The organism is Mesorhizobium sp. M0159 (assembly GCF_040322295.1).
Classification (GTDB): domain Bacteria; phylum Pseudomonadota; class Alphaproteobacteria; order Rhizobiales; family Rhizobiaceae; genus Mesorhizobium.
The window spans coordinates 125,993-141,205 of record NZ_JAMYTF010000011.1 but is presented as its reverse complement, the minus strand read 5'-3'; the positions used below and the strand labels follow the sequence as shown (position 1 = coordinate 141,205).

The 15,213-nt window shown below is 62.6% G+C and carries 17 protein-coding genes; 7 read left to right on the top strand and 10 right to left on the bottom strand.

The window, feature by feature from the left end:
- Nucleotides 1-107: 107 nt before the first annotated feature.
- The 6 genes from NKJ32_RS14475 to NKJ32_RS14450 all read right to left on the bottom strand — a co-directional run bounded on the left by NKJ32_RS14475 (nt 108) and on the right by NKJ32_RS14450 (nt 6,055).
- Entirely contained in the window at nt 108-896 is a 789-nt protein-coding gene (locus tag NKJ32_RS14475; RefSeq protein WP_352724516.1) for an RDD family protein, read from the bottom strand.
- Between the two features lie 64 nt (nt 897-960).
- The gene (locus NKJ32_RS14470; RefSeq protein WP_352724518.1) at nt 961-1,992 is read right to left on the bottom strand and encodes a stage II sporulation protein M; all 1,032 of its coding nucleotides are present in this window, start codon (nt 1,990-1,992) and stop codon (nt 961-963) included.
- The gene (locus tag NKJ32_RS14465; RefSeq protein ID WP_352755168.1) at nt 1,989-3,293 is read right to left on the bottom strand and encodes a DUF58 domain-containing protein; all 1,305 of its coding nucleotides are present in this window, start codon (nt 3,291-3,293) and stop codon (nt 1,989-1,991) included. The genes NKJ32_RS14470 and NKJ32_RS14465 overlap by 4 nt, the downstream gene beginning before the upstream one ends.
- A complete protein-coding gene (locus tag NKJ32_RS14460) occupies nt 3,290-4,246 on the bottom strand; it encodes an AAA family ATPase (RefSeq protein ID WP_352755170.1) in 957 nt (318 codons plus the stop codon). Before NKJ32_RS14460 ends, NKJ32_RS14465 begins: the two co-directional genes overlap by 4 nt.
- Nucleotides 4,233-5,432 carry a DUF4350 domain-containing protein gene (locus NKJ32_RS14455; RefSeq protein WP_023674433.1) on the bottom strand — a complete coding sequence of 400 codons (1,200 nt, stop codon included), beginning with the start codon at nt 5,430-5,432 and terminating at the stop codon, nt 4,233-4,235. The genes NKJ32_RS14460 and NKJ32_RS14455 overlap by 14 nt, the downstream gene beginning before the upstream one ends.
- The gene (locus tag NKJ32_RS14450; protein ID WP_352590445.1) at nt 5,429-6,055 is read right to left on the bottom strand and encodes a DUF4129 domain-containing protein; all 627 of its coding nucleotides are present in this window, start codon (nt 6,053-6,055) and stop codon (nt 5,429-5,431) included. The genes NKJ32_RS14455 and NKJ32_RS14450 overlap by 4 nt, the downstream gene beginning before the upstream one ends.
- Nucleotides 6,056-6,312: 257 nt before the next feature.
- Between NKJ32_RS14450 and NKJ32_RS14445 the strand changes: the two genes are divergently transcribed.
- Genes NKJ32_RS14445 through NKJ32_RS14435 form a run of 3 tightly spaced genes read left to right on the top strand, consistent with a single transcriptional unit; the run spans nt 6,313 to nt 7,793 of the window.
- Nucleotides 6,313-6,969 (top strand): hypothetical protein, encoded by a 657-nt coding sequence (locus NKJ32_RS14445; RefSeq protein ID WP_245274617.1) that lies wholly within the window; start codon nt 6,313-6,315, stop codon nt 6,967-6,969.
- Nucleotides 6,970-7,029: 60 nt separating this feature from the next.
- Nucleotides 7,030-7,482, top strand: coding sequence for a hypothetical protein (locus NKJ32_RS14440; protein WP_352827902.1), 453 nt, complete (start codon nt 7,030-7,032; stop codon nt 7,480-7,482).
- A 44-nt stretch (nt 7,483-7,526) separates the two neighbouring features.
- Nucleotides 7,527-7,793, top strand: a complete 267-nt coding sequence (locus NKJ32_RS14435) for a hypothetical protein (protein WP_352827900.1) — start codon at nt 7,527-7,529, stop codon at nt 7,791-7,793.
- 65 nt (nt 7,794-7,858) lie between these two features.
- Here NKJ32_RS14435 and NKJ32_RS14430 read toward each other — a convergent pair whose 3' ends face one another.
- Genes NKJ32_RS14430 through NKJ32_RS14420 form a run of 3 tightly spaced genes read right to left on the bottom strand, consistent with a single transcriptional unit; the run spans nt 7,859 to nt 10,592 of the window.
- Nucleotides 7,859-8,635, bottom strand: a complete 777-nt coding sequence (locus tag NKJ32_RS14430) for an N-formylglutamate amidohydrolase (protein ID WP_031211164.1) — start codon at nt 8,633-8,635, stop codon at nt 7,859-7,861.
- Nucleotides 8,635-9,948 carry a type I glutamate--ammonia ligase gene (locus NKJ32_RS14425; RefSeq protein WP_352827897.1) on the bottom strand — a complete coding sequence of 438 codons (1,314 nt, stop codon included), beginning with the start codon at nt 9,946-9,948 and terminating at the stop codon, nt 8,635-8,637. Before NKJ32_RS14425 ends, NKJ32_RS14430 begins: the two co-directional genes overlap by 1 nt.
- Nucleotides 9,945-10,592 (bottom strand): cysteine hydrolase family protein, encoded by a 648-nt coding sequence (locus tag NKJ32_RS14420; protein ID WP_352571496.1) that lies wholly within the window; start codon nt 10,590-10,592, stop codon nt 9,945-9,947. Before NKJ32_RS14420 ends, NKJ32_RS14425 begins: the two co-directional genes overlap by 4 nt.
- A 150-nt stretch (nt 10,593-10,742) precedes the next feature.
- Here NKJ32_RS14420 and NKJ32_RS14415 point away from each other — a divergent pair, with 150 nt between their 5' ends.
- From NKJ32_RS14415 to NKJ32_RS14400, 4 genes are all read left to right on the top strand, one after another.
- Entirely contained in the window at nt 10,743-11,465 is a 723-nt protein-coding gene (locus NKJ32_RS14415) for a LuxR family transcriptional regulator (protein ID WP_352571495.1), read from the top strand.
- Nucleotides 11,466-11,548: 83 nt separating this feature from the next.
- Nucleotides 11,549-12,211 (top strand): acyl-homoserine-lactone synthase, encoded by a 663-nt coding sequence (locus NKJ32_RS14410; protein WP_352571494.1) that lies wholly within the window; start codon nt 11,549-11,551, stop codon nt 12,209-12,211.
- A 737-nt stretch (nt 12,212-12,948) separates the two neighbouring features.
- Complete coding sequence (locus tag NKJ32_RS14405) at nt 12,949-13,380, top strand: YybH family protein (RefSeq protein WP_023674442.1); 432 nt, start codon at nt 12,949-12,951, stop codon at nt 13,378-13,380.
- A 734-nt stretch (nt 13,381-14,114) separates the two neighbouring features.
- The gene (locus NKJ32_RS14400; protein ID WP_023674443.1) at nt 14,115-14,540 is read left to right on the top strand and encodes a hypothetical protein; all 426 of its coding nucleotides are present in this window, start codon (nt 14,115-14,117) and stop codon (nt 14,538-14,540) included.
- A gap of 155 nt (nt 14,541-14,695) precedes the next feature.
- On the opposite strand, the gene NKJ32_RS14395 is transcribed toward NKJ32_RS14400, so the two are convergent.
- The gene (locus tag NKJ32_RS14395; protein WP_023674444.1) at nt 14,696-15,118 is read right to left on the bottom strand and encodes a CBS domain-containing protein; all 423 of its coding nucleotides are present in this window, start codon (nt 15,116-15,118) and stop codon (nt 14,696-14,698) included.
- Nucleotides 15,119-15,213 lie beyond the last annotated feature (95 nt).

The window sequence follows — 15,213 nt, the reverse complement described above, 5'->3', positions numbered from 1 at the left end:
ATTGCGTCTATCTCCCTTCTCCCCGTCACTATACGGGGAGAAGGTGCCGGCAGGCGGATGAGGGGCAGCACCGATGCTTGTCGCTAGCTGCACCTGTTCGGCAACTGCTACCGCGCATGCTTGTCGGCTCTGCGGTTGCCCAGCAGCAGCTTGCGTTCGAGATGCGCCCGTAGCTCGCCGTAGTAAGCCGTCAGGAACGGGCGCGGGTCATGGGCTTGGGGTGCTGCGCCGATCTTGCGTGCGATCGTTTCGGCAACCGTCCGCAGGGCGAAATAGTCGTCGCGGCGCAGCACCTCCTCCAGCTTGTGGAGTTCGGCAATCCCGTAGGCATCGAGCTGGGCGTGGCTGAACCGGAAGGCGCCGGCCGCCGGATCCTGCCGTGCCGACAGGTCTTCAAGCAAGGCGCGCTTCGGCGCCTCGACCACCCAGGTCCCCGCCAACAGGTCGCCGATCCGCATGCGGTCTCGATTGAACAGCGGGAACAAGGCAAACAGCAGCGCCCACACCAGTCCGAACACCGTCGTCAGCGTGTCGGCGAGGTCGGTCCCGCTGCGTCCAACGATGATCGACAGCGGCAGGAACACCTCGATCTCGCGCATCAGGTTGCGGGCGATGACCTGGTCGATCGACAGGCCGTCTCCGCTGCGCGACGCGACCCGGATGCCGACGATCCGCTTGCCGGGCGTAGCCGCGCGCCGGCCCGCTTCGAAAACGATGAAGTAGGCGTTGCGCAGAAAGAAGATCAGGATGATCCAGACGACGAAGAGCGGCTGAAATCCCTCGCTGCCAAGGCCTCCCACCCCGAACAGCGCGACGATCGTGATCACGATTGCAGCCACGGCGATGAACACGATGTCGAGCAGGAAGGCGGAGGCCCGCGTGCCGGCGTCGGCCAACTTTATCCGGAGATCGACGCCTTCGGGCGTGATCAGCGGCCGTATAGCCGCGAATGCGGCGCGTTTAGCGATCGCCATGCCGCACCGCCCGGAACAGGTAGAAATAACCGATCCACAGCACCAGCATGCCACCGCCAATGCCGTAGCGCGTGACGTCGCTGGTGATGGTCTGCCTGCCAATACCCTCGAGCAGCCCGGCAAACAGCAGCATGACCGAGACCCCGACCATGGCGTTCGCGGCGATGCGTCCGGCGCGAGCCGCTGCCGCCATGCGTGTCAATTCGCCGGGAGAGGCGATGCTGGTGCCGATGCGCATGCCCGCCGCGCCGGCCAAAGAGATCGCGAACAATTCGGTGGTGCCGTGGATGGCCAGCCAGCCGCCGAGCTCCATGCCAAGCCCCTTGGACCAGTAGACTTGGAACAACGCCCCGATCATGCAGCCGTTGTACAGCATCAGCAGCACCGTCGGCACCGCGAAGGCGAAGCCAAGGGCGAAGGCCAGGATTGCGACCTGGACGTTGTGCGTGAACAGATAGGCGGCAAAGCCTGAGAGAAAGCCATTGTCGCCATCATAAAGCATGCCTCGCAGCAGCTCGGCCGAGGTGTCGGGGCCGCGGCCTCCTGCCAGGCCGGGCGGGATGATCGCGTCGAACCAGCTCTTGTCGGATGCCACCAGCCAGGCGCCTGCACCAATGCCGATCACCATCAGCGCGACCGACGCCAATGTCTCGCGCCACAGGTCGCGAATGGCTTCGGGCCAGTCATGCAGGAAGAAATCGGCGAGGCGCTGCCGCAGCCCGCGGCGTGCGCCATAGAGATAGAAATAACCGCGCAGCGACAGTGCTTCGAGATAGGCGACCAGCGCGTTGTCGAGCGAGGTCGCCCGTGCCACGGAAAGGGAAGACAGCGCCGATCGATAGAGCAGCGGCAGCGACAGCAGCTCCTCTTCGGAAAGCGTCCGCGGCGCACGCTTCTCGACACGCGCCAGCAGCGCCTCGAATGCCTTCCAGTCGGCCTCGCGCTCGCGGCGGAAGCTGGCCAGCGACTGGCGTACCGCGTCGCCGCGCATCGCATTGCCGCGTACCGGCGCCGTCACAGCAAATCCTCCTGCTTGAACTGCAGATAGCGCTCGACCAGCGCCGGACCGAGCCGGTTGTGGTCGGCTTCGATCACATGCGCCCCGAGCAGGCGCAGCCGGCCGATGACGACCTGCCTTTCGCGCAAGAGCCCTCCGGCAACGACCGCGCGGGCAACATCCTCGCCGGAGCGTGGCGGCAGGTCGGCCAGGCCCTCCAGTTCGGTGTCCTTCATCATCATGAACAGCACGAGATGTCGTTCGGTGAGCCGGCCCACGGTGCGCAGCATCAATTCCGCACTGATCGAATCGACGAAATCGGTGAAGATGATGACCAGCGAGCGGCGGTCGAGCCGCGCCGCCAGCGTCGTCAATGCCAGTGTGAAATTGGTCTCCTCGCTGGAGTAGTCGATCTCGGCGGCCCGTTTCTGGATCATCGCAAAGCTGGCGGGGCCGCGCACCGCGCCGCTCGAAACGCGCGGCCTTGCATCGAAGCCGAACAAGCTGACCATGTCACCGCCCTTCAGCGCGATGAATGCCGACAGCAGGGCGGCCGTCACCGCCCGGTCCACCTTCGGCACACCGTCAACCGGTTCGCACATCAGGCGTCCGCTGTCGATGGCCAGCACGATGTTGTTGTTCTCCTCGATGCGGAACTCGCGCGCCAACAGCTTGCCGTGGCGGGCGCTGCGCTTCCAGTCGATCATCCGCCGGCCCATGCCCGGCTGGTAATCCTTGAGCGCGTCGAACTCGCGGCCTTGACCGGCGCGGCGCTGCGCATGGCCTTCGGCAAGCGCCGCATGTTGCAGCAGCGTGATTGCCTCGCCGCGAGCGCTGCTGACGTCGGGCAGCACCGCAACCTTGCTTTCCACCGGCAGGACGACCTGGTTCCAGACCAGCCCGAACGGCCCGCGCCAGCGCACCCAGAGACGGTCGAAGCTGGCGACGCCGCGCCGCAGCGCCTGGAAGCGAAGGTCGAGCGAGCCGCCTCCGCCGGTTGGCAAGGCCCCGCCGCTGCCGTCCACCGGCGCCAGCCGCACATCGTGGCCGACGCGGGCCTCCGCGGCGCGCGGCCGCGAGTGACGGGCGGCAATTTGCACGCCGAACTCGCCGCCGACACCGACCTGCTGCGGCGCATCGATGCTGGCATTCAGCGATGCCCGCCCGCGTCCGGCCGCTGCATCCACCGCCAGGAAGGCAAGCAGCAGACAACTCCACAGCAACCCCAGATACCAGAACGACGGCAGTGCCAGCGCGACCAGGAAGGCCGGCACCGCGCCGGCCGCAGCTGCCCATACCGCTCGGCCGCTGGGATAGATCAACGTGGTGCTTCCGTCTGGTCGACCAGGTCGGAGACGATCTGCTCGACCAGCCGGCCATCGATCTGTGCGGCGGGCGAAAGGATGACGCGATGACGCAGCGCCGGCACCGCCAGCGCCTTGACGTCGTCGGGGATCACATAAGCGCGTCCGTCCAGCGCCGCCCGGGCACGCGCCGCCCGCGCCAGCATGGCGCCGGCGCGCGGACTGGCCCCGACCTCCAGATCGGCATTTTCGCGCGTAGCCCGAACCAGCGCCGCTATGTAGCCGACGACATTGTCGACAAGGGTGACGGAGCCGACGACTTCAAGGGCCTCCTGCAGCGTTTCGCGATCCGTCTGCGCCTCGATGCCATATTGCGCGATGTCGTGCGAGGCGGAGCCGCCGCCGTGATGGACGATAATGGCTCGTTCTTCCTCCGGGCCGGGATAGCTGACGTGGTGCTTGAACAGGAAGCGGTCGAGCTGCGCCTCCGGCAGCGGATAGACGCCCTGGTGCTCGATCGGATTCTGGGTCGCGACGACCATGAAATTGCGGCCGAGCGAATGCGTGGTGCCGTCGAAGGTGACCGCATGTTCCTGCATCGCCTCGAGCAGTGCGGCCTGCGTCTTGGGCGGCGTGCGGTTGATTTCGTCGGCGAGCAGGAGATCGCAGAAGATCGGGCCGCGCGTCAGCGTGAACTGCCCGGTCTGGAAGTTGTAGATGTTCGACCCGACGATATCGCCGGGCATCAGGTCCGGCGTGAACTGGATCCGCCCGTAGGCGATCCCAAGCGCCTGGGCGAAGCAGCGCGCCGTCATTGTCTTGGCCGTGCCCGGAGGACCTTCCAGCAGGATATGCCCGCCCGCAAACAAGGCGGTCAGCATCAGGTCGACCGTATCGTGCTGCCCGGTGATCGCCTTGGCCACTTCTTCCCTGATCCGTGTCGCCAGGGCCTTCACATCATCGACGTTCACCGAGCCTCCTTGCCGTCCAGTCATGCAGCCGTTCTGCTGCCTGTTGCATCTGCGTCAGATTCTTCGCCTCGCCGGCCGCTTGCGAGCGCGTCGTGAAGCCGCCAGCTTGCTCCTTATCGCGAGAGTCGAGCCAGTGGTCGAGCGCTTTGCCTTGCAACCCTTGCGGTGCGCCGAGCAGCGCGCCGGCGCGCACCCGCATCAAGGCCGCATAGCGGCCTCCCAGCTCGTCCAGCCGGCCGGCACGCCGCATGAGCATCGCCGTCGTATCGACCAGCGCACGCTTGCCGAAGGCGATCGCGCGCTGGTCGATACGCGGCGGGCCGAACCGGCCAAGGCCATGCAGGAACGCCAGCGCCGCAGCGATCAGGATCGTCAGTGTCAGCGCCAGGAACGGCGGCTCGACCAGAAGCTTGGCCAGATCATACTTCCGCCCCGCGCCGTGCAGCGTCAGATCGAACATCACCAGGCCGTCGTCGGGCTGGAGCAAGGCAATCAGCCCGAGCGCGGCTGCCGCCTTTTCGGGATCCTTGAGGGCGGCGTTGTTGATCAGGTCGGGGTCAGTCAGGATATAGAACGGCTTGTCGTTCAGTTCGGTAAGCACAGCCTTGTCATTGCCGGCTGCGATGAGAGGGTACTTGTCGGCCACCCACTGCAATTCTTCGGGTGCGGCAACCATGTTGCCTTCGATGTCGAGTTGCTTTGCCGTGCTCTGGCCGGCACCGATCTTCGCATCGGCGATGCGGCCAAGCCATTCGTTCACCACCGAACCGGGCAATCGCCCGAATTTCATGTTCCAGCCTTCATGCCCCTGCAGCGGCAGGATCTGCCATTTGGGCAGCACGAAAAGCGTGTTCTGATCCTGGCGAAGATTGAGGATGTGGTCGAGCGCCTCCGGATCGCTATCGGGCGAGATGGTGACGATCAGCAGTATATCTCTGGCAAGATCGTCTTCGGTCCGCGCCATCAAGGGCGCTTCGCCGGTGAGCCGCAGCCATTCCGCCAGGCCGGCGTAGCCGACGCCGCTTTTCGATAGCGGCGTGGCGCCGCCATTGCCGGGTTGCCGGAAATCGGGAGCATAGGTGGACAGCAGGAAAAAACCGGCCGCCGCAAGGAGGCTGGCGAAAATCCCCCAAAACAGTGTCTTTCGATTGAACGGCTCCTGTGCCTCGACCGTCGGTGCACTCACGTCCAGGCATCCCGGAAGGCGAAACGTTCATAGGCGCCGCGCGCCTGCCGCCAGCCTTCCGCGCCGACCGGCCGGCGCGCGAACAGCGCCGCCTCGACAATGCGGGCGATCTCGGTAAACGCATGGCGTGCCCTTCCCGGCAGGGAAGGGGCATTGGCGATGTCGCGCGCGGTGAGCGACGGGCGCAGGAAGTCCGGCAGCCGGCCGGCGATATCGGCGACGCTGCGCCGAAGCAAAAGGTGAACCGCCTCGTCATAGTCGCCGCGTGCGGCCAGCGCATCCGCTTGCGACAACAGGATCTGCGCGGCGCCGGCGTCTGGGCGCCAGGTTTCTTCGTCTTCGACTTCCGGCCGCGCGCGCTGCCACGGCAGCCGCCAGGCGATGCCTTTCACCTCAAGGAAGACCAGAAGCAGGATGATTGCGACGCCCGATATCACCGCCCCCCAGAACAGATAGATCATGTAGGGACCGAGCCACGACAAAAAATCCTGCAGCGGTTTCAGCCACTCGGGCGGCTTCGGCGGCACATAGGCCGGCAGGTCGAACTGGATCGATTCGTCGGCGATCAGCTGCTTGTGCAGATTGGTCAGCCGTTCGGCTTCCGCTGTGCCTGGCTGTGCCACCGCCACCCGCTCCCCTGCAACCTGTGGTTCCCAGCCGACACTGACAATGCAGCGGAACAATTGCAAGTGGGCTGGACGGCGACCACCAATCTTGGCAGATTTACCACCGGGGCCGCCAGCCATGCGGCGGTGAGGCAGGGGGAAGCATCATGACATCAGTGACACTGGAACGGCCGAACAAATTTCGCATCGGCAGGGTTTTCAACGACAGCTTCGCTGTCATCAGCCGCAATCCAGTGCTTTGCCTTGGATTGGCCATGCTGTTCTCAGGCTTGCCTACGCTTCTTTACCAGCTTTGGATTTGGAAATGGGCGACCAACGTCGAGGCTGGCGTTCCGGAGTTCTCAGTCCAACGAATCACTGCCACGATCGTTGGCGTGTTGGTTTCCATGACACTGTCGGCAATCCTGCAGGCGGCGCTGGTGCGTGCCGCGATCGAGGATCTGAACGGCAAGCGACCATTGATTGGCGATTGCCTCAAGACGGCAATCTCTCTCCTGCTGCCGGTGATAGGCATCGCGGTGCTGGTGAGCCTCGGCGCCGCCGCCGGCGCGATGCTTCTGCTCGTTCCCGGCATCATATTGTGGCTTCGTTGGTCTGTCGCTGTGCCTGTTTTGGTTCAGGAAAGACTGGGGGTCTTCGGCAGCATGAAGCGCAGCCGGGAACTTACCAAAGGAAGCCGCTGGGCTCTGTTCGGATTCTGGATTGTCCTGTTCATAGCTGTGGTGCTGATCCAGGCCGTGCTCAGCCGTGCGATCATGGTCTTTGGCCTAACCACCGGCATATTTCTTGGCGCCCTGGTGACAGCGATCGTATCCATTGTGACGTCGATCGCCCCGGCAGTCAGCTATGTCGAGCTGCGGCAAGTCAAGGAAGGCACCAGCGTCGAAGACTTGGCGGAAATCTTCTCGTAGCGGCAAGGGATTTGCTGCCTTCATCGCGTCAGGATCGGTCTGGACTGGATAGGTAATATCGTGGCGTCAATAACGCTGGACCAGCCCAACACATTTCGTATCGGCAGGGTTTTCGGCGCCAGCTTTGCGGTCATCGGCCGCAATCTCGCGCTCTGCCTCGGGCTTGCCCTGATTTTCTACACCTTGCCCAGATTCGTGTTTGCGCTCTGGTTCTGGAAATCCGTTACGAATATCGAGCATGGCGTTGCGGAATTCTCGGTTCAACGGCTCGTGCTCACGGTCGTTGGCGCGATCGGCTATGTGGTCCTTATGGCTTTCCTGGAGGCGGTGCTGACGCGCGCTGCGATCGAGGATTTGAGCGGCAAGCGGCCGTCGATGCGAGATTGTATGGGGACAGCCTTGGCGCTCCTGCTGCCGGCAATCGGCATTTCGCTGATTGTAACATCGGCTTCACAGTCGGCCTCGTGCTGCTCATCGTTCCGGGATTGTTGTGGTTGGTTCTCTGGGTTGTAGCGATACCGGTTCTGATACAGGAACGTTTGGGAGTATTCGCGAGTTTGGGCCGCAGCCGCGACCTTTCCAAGGGGAGCCGCTGGCGTCTGCTCGGTCTCTGGTTTCCCCTATTCGTGGCTTCGGTCGCAATCAATTTTGCGTCGGACCGCGTCCTATCTTCCTTAGGCATTACGCTCGGGTTCTTCCTGGACGCCTTGCGGGGCGCAGCCGAGCAAGTCGTATTGTCGATCGCGGCAGCGGTCAGCTATGTCGAATTGCGGCAAGTCAAGGAAGGCACCAGCGTCGAAGACTTGGCGGAAATCTTCTCCTGAGGACGCGTGGAGGCTTTTCACCGACGGCTCGGGGCTCTCGCGTTGCGCTACTGAGCCGAGCTTGTTCACAAAGCCTGTGTCTGCGCCGGCAACGCCGCCGCCAGCCGCTTCGCCCATTGCTCGATGCCGGAGCGGCTCGCCAGCAGGTCCTGCCTGATCTCGATAAGGACCGCGGGAATGCCGCGATCGTCGCCATGGACCGGTATGGCGTAGTCGCCGTCGCGGCTGATCACGTAGGGCTCGTTTGCCGCGGCGTTGAGTGCACTGTCGGCGCGCAGGCCGGCAAGCACTGCCTGGCCGAAATCGACTGCCCGATCGTAAAGCACGCCGGCGTGCCAGGGCCGTGCAATGCCGAGGAAGACCGGCGTGAAGGAGTGGATCGTCGCGATCCGCGTCGGTCTGCCCTGCTTCGCCCGGCCATCGAGGTGGGCGGCCACGCGGTCATGGAACGGCGCGAACATGACTTCGGCACGCCGGCTTCGTTCCTCCGGATCGAGGCCGACATTGCCGGGGATGTCAGTGCCTTCCGATAGCACCGGAATGCTGCCGCTGGAACCAAGCGGCCGGTTGAGATCGATCAAAAGCCGCGAATAGGAGCTGAGGAAAGCCGGAGCGTCGAGCAGTCTTGACAGAACACGAGTCACTTCGGCGGCGCCGATGTCCCAGGCGATATGGCGCTGCAAATGGCTGCTGTCGAGACCGAGCCGCGCATACTCTGCCGGAATATGATTGGAAGCGTGCTCGCATATCAAAACGATATCGGAACGCCCCGTTTCGTTGATTGCTTCGACCGCTGGAAGCCAACCTTCCGGTAGGATGGCGTTAGCAAGCGGCTCAGCCATCAACACAGCGTCCGGTAGAGATCGCAGACCGCCACTGGGTCGAGACCAGCGAGGCGCTCGGTCTCATGCCGCTTGAGGCCGACAAAGGTCTCGACGAACACCGGCGCGAACCATCCGGTGACGGTCTTGTCGGCAACGAGCGCGTCGAGTGCCGCAGGCAGCGTTTCCGGCAGCCGCACGAGGCCAAGCTTCTTGCGCTCGGAACCGCTCATCTGCGTCGGGTCGCCCGAGACAAGCGGCGGCGCCGGCAGCTTGGCCTTCAGCCCCTCCAGCCCGGCGCGCACGATCGCCGCCAGCGATAGATATGGATTGCCCGTGGCGTCGGCTGCCCGGTATTCGATGTTGTACTGCCGCGCCGGATCGCGCCCGCCGATCGTCACCGTCGGGCAGATGCGCAGGCTCGCCTCGCGGTCGCGATCGGCAAGCCAGGTGTAGGACGAGCTCCAGCTATGCGGCTTCAGCCGGTAGTAGGACGACACACTCGCCGCCGTCATGGCGGTGATCGCGGGCAGGTGGCGCAGCACGCCGGCACAGAACGAAGCGGCACGGCTGGAAAGGCCGCCAGGCTGGGCCGGATCGTAGGTCGCCGGCTTGCCGGCCTCGTCGACGAAACTGAAATGGATGTGGACGCCGTTGCCGACGGCATCGGGCGCGGTTTTGGGCGCGAAGCTCGCCCGCCAGCCGGCACATCGCGCGACTTCGCGCGTGATCTCGCGGATGGCGACGGCGCGATCGGCCGCGGCGAGCGCATCGGCCGGCTCGCATGTCACCTCGAACTGGTCGGTGCCGAATTCGGCGATCACCACTTCGGGCGCGACGCCGGCTTCCGCCAGCGCCGCCATCAGATTGGCGGCGAACGGGTCGGCGCGGCGCAGTGCTGCCAACGACATCGAATGAGCCGGGCCGAAGTCGCCCTCGATATGGAATTCATGCTGGAAGGCGGCGATGACGGAAAGCCCGGCCGCTGCCTTCAACTCAGTAAGCGCATCCTTGAGCATGGTCCGCGTACAGCCGACCCACGGGCTGCCGTCGAGTTCGACGATGTTGGCGGCGACCATGTCGAAGGGCGTCGCCGATCCGGTCAGCGCCGTGCGGAACCGCGCGTTGAGATCGGGAACGAGCCGCACATCGCCGGACGAACCCCAGGGATTGGGATCGACGATCGAGTTGAACGGCGTCAGCGACAGATTGGCCTGCAGCCAGCCGACGCCGGTCGCGGCGATCTTCTGCAGCCTGCTTTCGACGACGGAGCGGCCGCGCGTGATCGCCGAAAGATCGGTGGTGACGACGGCAACCAGCGGTTCGACGGTCATGCAGCTTTTCCCAAGGCTTCGAAACGGGCAGTAACGATGGCGGTATCTGCGACCCAGCAATAGCCGCCGAAAGCCTCGAGCGCGCCATCATGGCGCTCCCGCGTGGCGGCGGCGCAGGCATCCGATACGCAGGTGACGAGATAGCCGCGATCGGCGGCATCGCGCACCGCCATGTCGACGCACTGGTCGGTCATGATGCCGGCGACGACCAGGTAACGCACGCCGAGGTTTTTCAGGACATAATCGATGTTGGTCGAGTTGAAGACACCCGACGATGTCTTCGGCAGCATGATCTCGTCGCCGACCGGCGCCAGCGACGGCACCGGCAGCCCCTCCGGCCGGCTCGGCGCGATATGGATCGGCGTCAGCTTGTGGTCGAGCGAGCGGTCGCGGCCGTCCTCGGTCAGGCTCTGGATGATGGTATGGATCACCTCGACGCCGTTGGCCCGCGCCGCCGCCAGCAGGCGCTCCTGGTTGGGGATCGTTTGCGACGCCGTCTGCCGGTAGAAATAGTGGTCGGAACCGCGCTCCGGATGCGCCGGATCGGCACCCGGCTCCAGCCAGACCCGTTGCATGTCGACCAGCAGCAGCGCAGTTTCGCCAGCCCGGAACGGCTCGTTTCGTTTCGGCAATGCTGGCGTCATGCTTGGTGGTCCTGCTTCGCTGATCACGTCTGGCTGATTTAGCTGATTTTGGTCCACGCGTCCTGCGTCGCGGACACACTTATTGGGAGTATTCGAAGTTGCTAATTTGAGTTAAACTTTGTTTTCGGCGTGGAGACGGGGGTCTCTGTCATGATCGATTCAGATGTGTTCGACTTTGTCGAACGCTGCAGGAAACACACAGCTACCGGGCCGCTGCTGAGCGACCTGCTTGAAACCGTGAGGAATCTCGGCTTCGAGCACCTTATCCTGAGCGGCGTGCCGCTTGGTGGCCAGAAGCTTGCACCGATGGTCGAACTGAATGGCTGGCCGGCCGGCTGGTTCGAGCGCTATGTCGAGGCCGATCATGCCGCCGTCGACGGCGTTTGCGTTTACTCGGCAAAGACCTTGAAGCCGTTCCTCTGGTCCGAAGTCCCGGCAAAGTGGTCGGATACGCAGGGCTCGCGACGCGTTGCCGGCGAGGCGACAGAGTTCGGCATCTGTAGCGGCTTCGCCGTACCGATGCTCAGCGTTCATCATTGGCAATCCGTGCTGTCGTTTGCGTCTTCCACGAAGTCCTGCACCCTGTCGCCGCGCCATCAGGTGCAACTGGTGACCATGGCGGTATACGCGGGCATGTCGATCCAGGCCTTGGCGAATGACGACGATGACCACGAGGGCGTGCTGACCGACCGCGAAAAAGAAGTGCTCTTGTGGGCCGCGGCTGGCAAGACCTCATCGGAAACCTCGCAGATCCTTGGCCTGACCGAGCGCACGGTCAAATGGCACTCGACACGGGCTCGCGAGGCTTTTGGCGTCGCAACGACCACGCAGGCGGTCGTCGAGGCGGTGCGCCGGCGTCTGATCCACCCCTAAACGCGTCAACTGTCCCATCGGACAGGTGACGTATATTAGCGCGACTGCGAGTATCCCGTTGAGAACGATCGGGGGATCGCGCCATGATAACGGCCCACGTAGTCAATGCGCATAACAAGCATCTCTATGAAAACGAATTCGACGAGTTTCTGCGCCGCCGGCACGACTTTTTCGTGCACCAGAAACATTGGCGCCCTCCAAGCCCGGACGGTCGCGAGCTGGACCAATTCGATACAGACGCGGCGACTTACCTGCTCGGTATCGAAGATGGTCGTGTGGTGACTTCGGCTCGATTGATCCCAACGAGCGAGCCGCATATGGTCTCGGAGGTCTTTTCTCACATGTGCGAAAGATCGGGCGTCCCGAGGCGTCCCGATTGGGCCGAATGGACGCGCACATTCGTCGTTCCCGATAAACGAACTGCTGGACTGAGGGGCACGCTGACGCAGCTGTGCTGCGCGGTGATGGAATACGCTCTCGACGAGGGCCTCAGCGCAGTCGGCGGCATCCAGGAAACCTACTTCATGCCGCACCACGGTGCGCTCAAATGGCGGGCCGAGCCGATGGGCATGGCCAGGGAAGAAAACGGCGAGTGGTACATCGTCGCCTATATCGAGGTGAATGAGGCGGCGCTGTCGAGCGTGCGGAAGATACTAGGGGTTGAGCATTCGTTGTTGGTTCGGTGTGGAACGCAAATACCGTTCCTCCTAGAAACCAGCGTGTCATTGGTCTGTAATCGGGTCTAAGTCTAATGGTTAACTGGGAGGGTAATTATGTCTGTCATTCTTGCGTCAGCCAGAATAAAGGAAGGTCAGCTCGCGGAACATTCGGCAAATGTGAAATGGGAAAACAATGTGTTATCATTTGAAATTGCAGAAAAGTACAAAGGGCATTTTGTGCCAATAGTATCTCACTGTCATAACGTTCCTCATGTAACGAGTAGCTATTGGATCAAGCAGGTTGGATCGGAATACATCGTCGTGATGCAGTCAGCTCAGGACACAAGTGGAAGGGTATTTCCGCCTACCGATTTCACGGCAGTCATAGTTTCCACCGTCTAGTGAAGGCGCCGCCACAGCTAGAGGCCTGTGAGCGGATTACGGTGACGGTGCACTATTTTCTTTTCGCCGCCTGCCTCGTTTTCCCGGGCTCACGGCCTTGCCGATTTCCTCGGCGATGCTCTCGGCCCACGGGGCATCGAAAACCGCGACATCGGCGACGCGGCGATACTCGATGAGCAGTTCTTGTGGAACACATAGTCTTCGGACGTGAAAACACTTTGGCTCACCCGTACGGTGCTGGGGATGCGGCAGACCGGGAACACCGGCAAGGTGCACGTGCGGCGAGGGCGACATGGTAAAAAGTGCACTGTCACCGTAATTCTGATCTATACTCGGGACACCAGCTCGAATGCCTACGGCAAGGCGAAGGGCGGATGAAGCGCTTGATAGAGTTCTCTTTTTAGTCATGTGGCGATGTTAAGATGTTAGCCTCCGACCTAACGAAATTTATCGAGCAGGATCATCTGGCTCTGGATGCCTTCGTAAAGGGCGATCCTGAGCCCTTGAAAAACCTCTACTCGCGACAGGACGACGTCATTATTGCCAATCCCTTTGGCCCGCCGGCGAAGGGATGGAGAAAGGCCGCTGAGACCATGGAACGGGCCGCCACCAATTACCGGCACGGCAAGGCCATCGGATTTGAGCGCATCTCGGAGTATGCGACAGCCGACTTGGGATACATCATCGAGGTCGAGCGGTTCCAATCCAAGGTCGGTGGTGGCAACAAACTGGTGCCGATTGCGCTTCGAGTCACCACCATATTCCGGCGCGAGGAAGGCGCGTGGAGGATCGTCCTTCGTCATGCCGATCCGATAACCTCGGCACGCCCGCCGACGTCCATTGTCGGGGAGTAGAAGGGTTGCCGGAGAGGTTTTAGGAATTACGGTGACAGTCCGCTATTTTCTTTTCGCCGCGCGCCTCGTTCCGGGTTCTCACGGCTTTGCCGATTTGCCCGGCGATGCTCTCGGCCCACGGGTGCATCGAAAACCGCGACATCGGCGACGCGGCAATATTCGATGAGCAGTTCTTGTGGAACACATAGTCTTCGGACGTGAAAACACTTTGGCTCGCCGGTACGGTGCTGGGGGATGCCGCAGACCGGGAACGCGGGCAAGGTGCACAATGCGGCGGAGGCGACATGGTAAAAGTGCACTGTCACCGTAATTCATCCTTAGCGGCCAATTTCCGGCGTCGCATCAACAATCTAGGTCATTTTCGGTTTCGCTTTAGGCAGCGCGGCCAGCAAGAGCTGGTGCTGTTTCTTCTTTCTCTTCGACGTGAGGGCTCACCCATTCGTCGGTTATCACGCGGCTGGCCAAGGTGCCCGGCACCGCTTTTCTCAAGGCACGCAGCAAAAAGTATCTAACCCGCTCGGACAGTCAAGAGGTGTGGCAGGCAGGCCATGCGCAGCCAGCCGCAGCGAGCCGCCAAGACGCGCGAAGCACCTTCGGCGGTGTAGGACAGCGGCACGCCAGAACGCGCGCAGGCCAGGCGTTGGCTTGCCCAATTGTGTTTTGACTATTTGGCTGAACGGGAGCGTAAAATATCAGGTTCGCCCGGTCGGGCGAACTAACTCAGGGAGGATGTTATGAAGATGAATCGACGTAATGCTCTCGCCCTTGGTGCCACCTCGTTGGCGGCCCCGCTATTGGTCGCAAAGCCCATTCCGGTAGCGGCCAAGACCTACGGTCCGACTGATGGCAAAGAGATTTTTCCCGGCGTTCGGCTCGTCGAACTGGGAACACGAGACTCCCATATCAAGGGGTACAAGAAAATTGCCATGGAAGACGTCGTCTACCAGCCAAAGGCAACTAGCCCGCTCGGGGATGTCATGGCCGACGATATGGTCTGCACGGTCACTGAAGGCGAGCTGCAGGTCACGGCCGGAGACATGCAGTTCACGGCCAAGGAGGGTGACGTATGGAGCTGCGGCAAGGGTAGCACGAAGGAGGCTGCTACGAACAACGGAACAGCGGTCGCAGTGATGCGGGTGATTAACCTGAAGGCTGCATAAAGTTACCCACACTCTGGCGACTGCAGACGCTCCAGCCGGCTTCGGCCGGCGGGCTTTTCCGGTGCGCCACGGCCTCGATGACCGGACATTTCTGCCGGCGCGCTGTGGCCAGCGCGGCGGCAGACTGAGGCCTTAGCGCACGGGCGAGCCGCCCTTCAGTGGTGGTGGGCGGAAACGCTCTTGACGTATTCGGACACCAGTTCCCTCGGTGCCGACTGACTGACGTCGCCGACGCTAAGGATGCCGACCATCCGCATATTCTTGTTGATCACCGGCAACCTGCGGATTTTCAGTTCTTCCATGTGCCGTACGGCCTTGGCCAGATCGTCGTCTTCGCGGCAGCAGTGAATGCCGGCCGTCATAACATCGCGCGCCGTTGCGATGCGGCCGTCGAAACCATCTTCTGCCAGTCCGTTGCAGACAATATCGCGGTCGGTCACCATTCCGATCAGTCGGTCGTTCTCTCCAATGGGAATCGACCCGATATCCTGGGCTCGCATCATTTTCGCCAGTTCGGTGACAGCGGTTTCGGGGCTGACCCAGTCGACACCCTTATGCATTGCGTCTTTGACTTTCATGGCGGACCTCCCTTGCTGGGTTGGTGAATGTCCCCCTGTCCCATTCTAACGCGGACGGGGTTTGGCTGCCAGAGGTCATCATCCAGACCCGCATT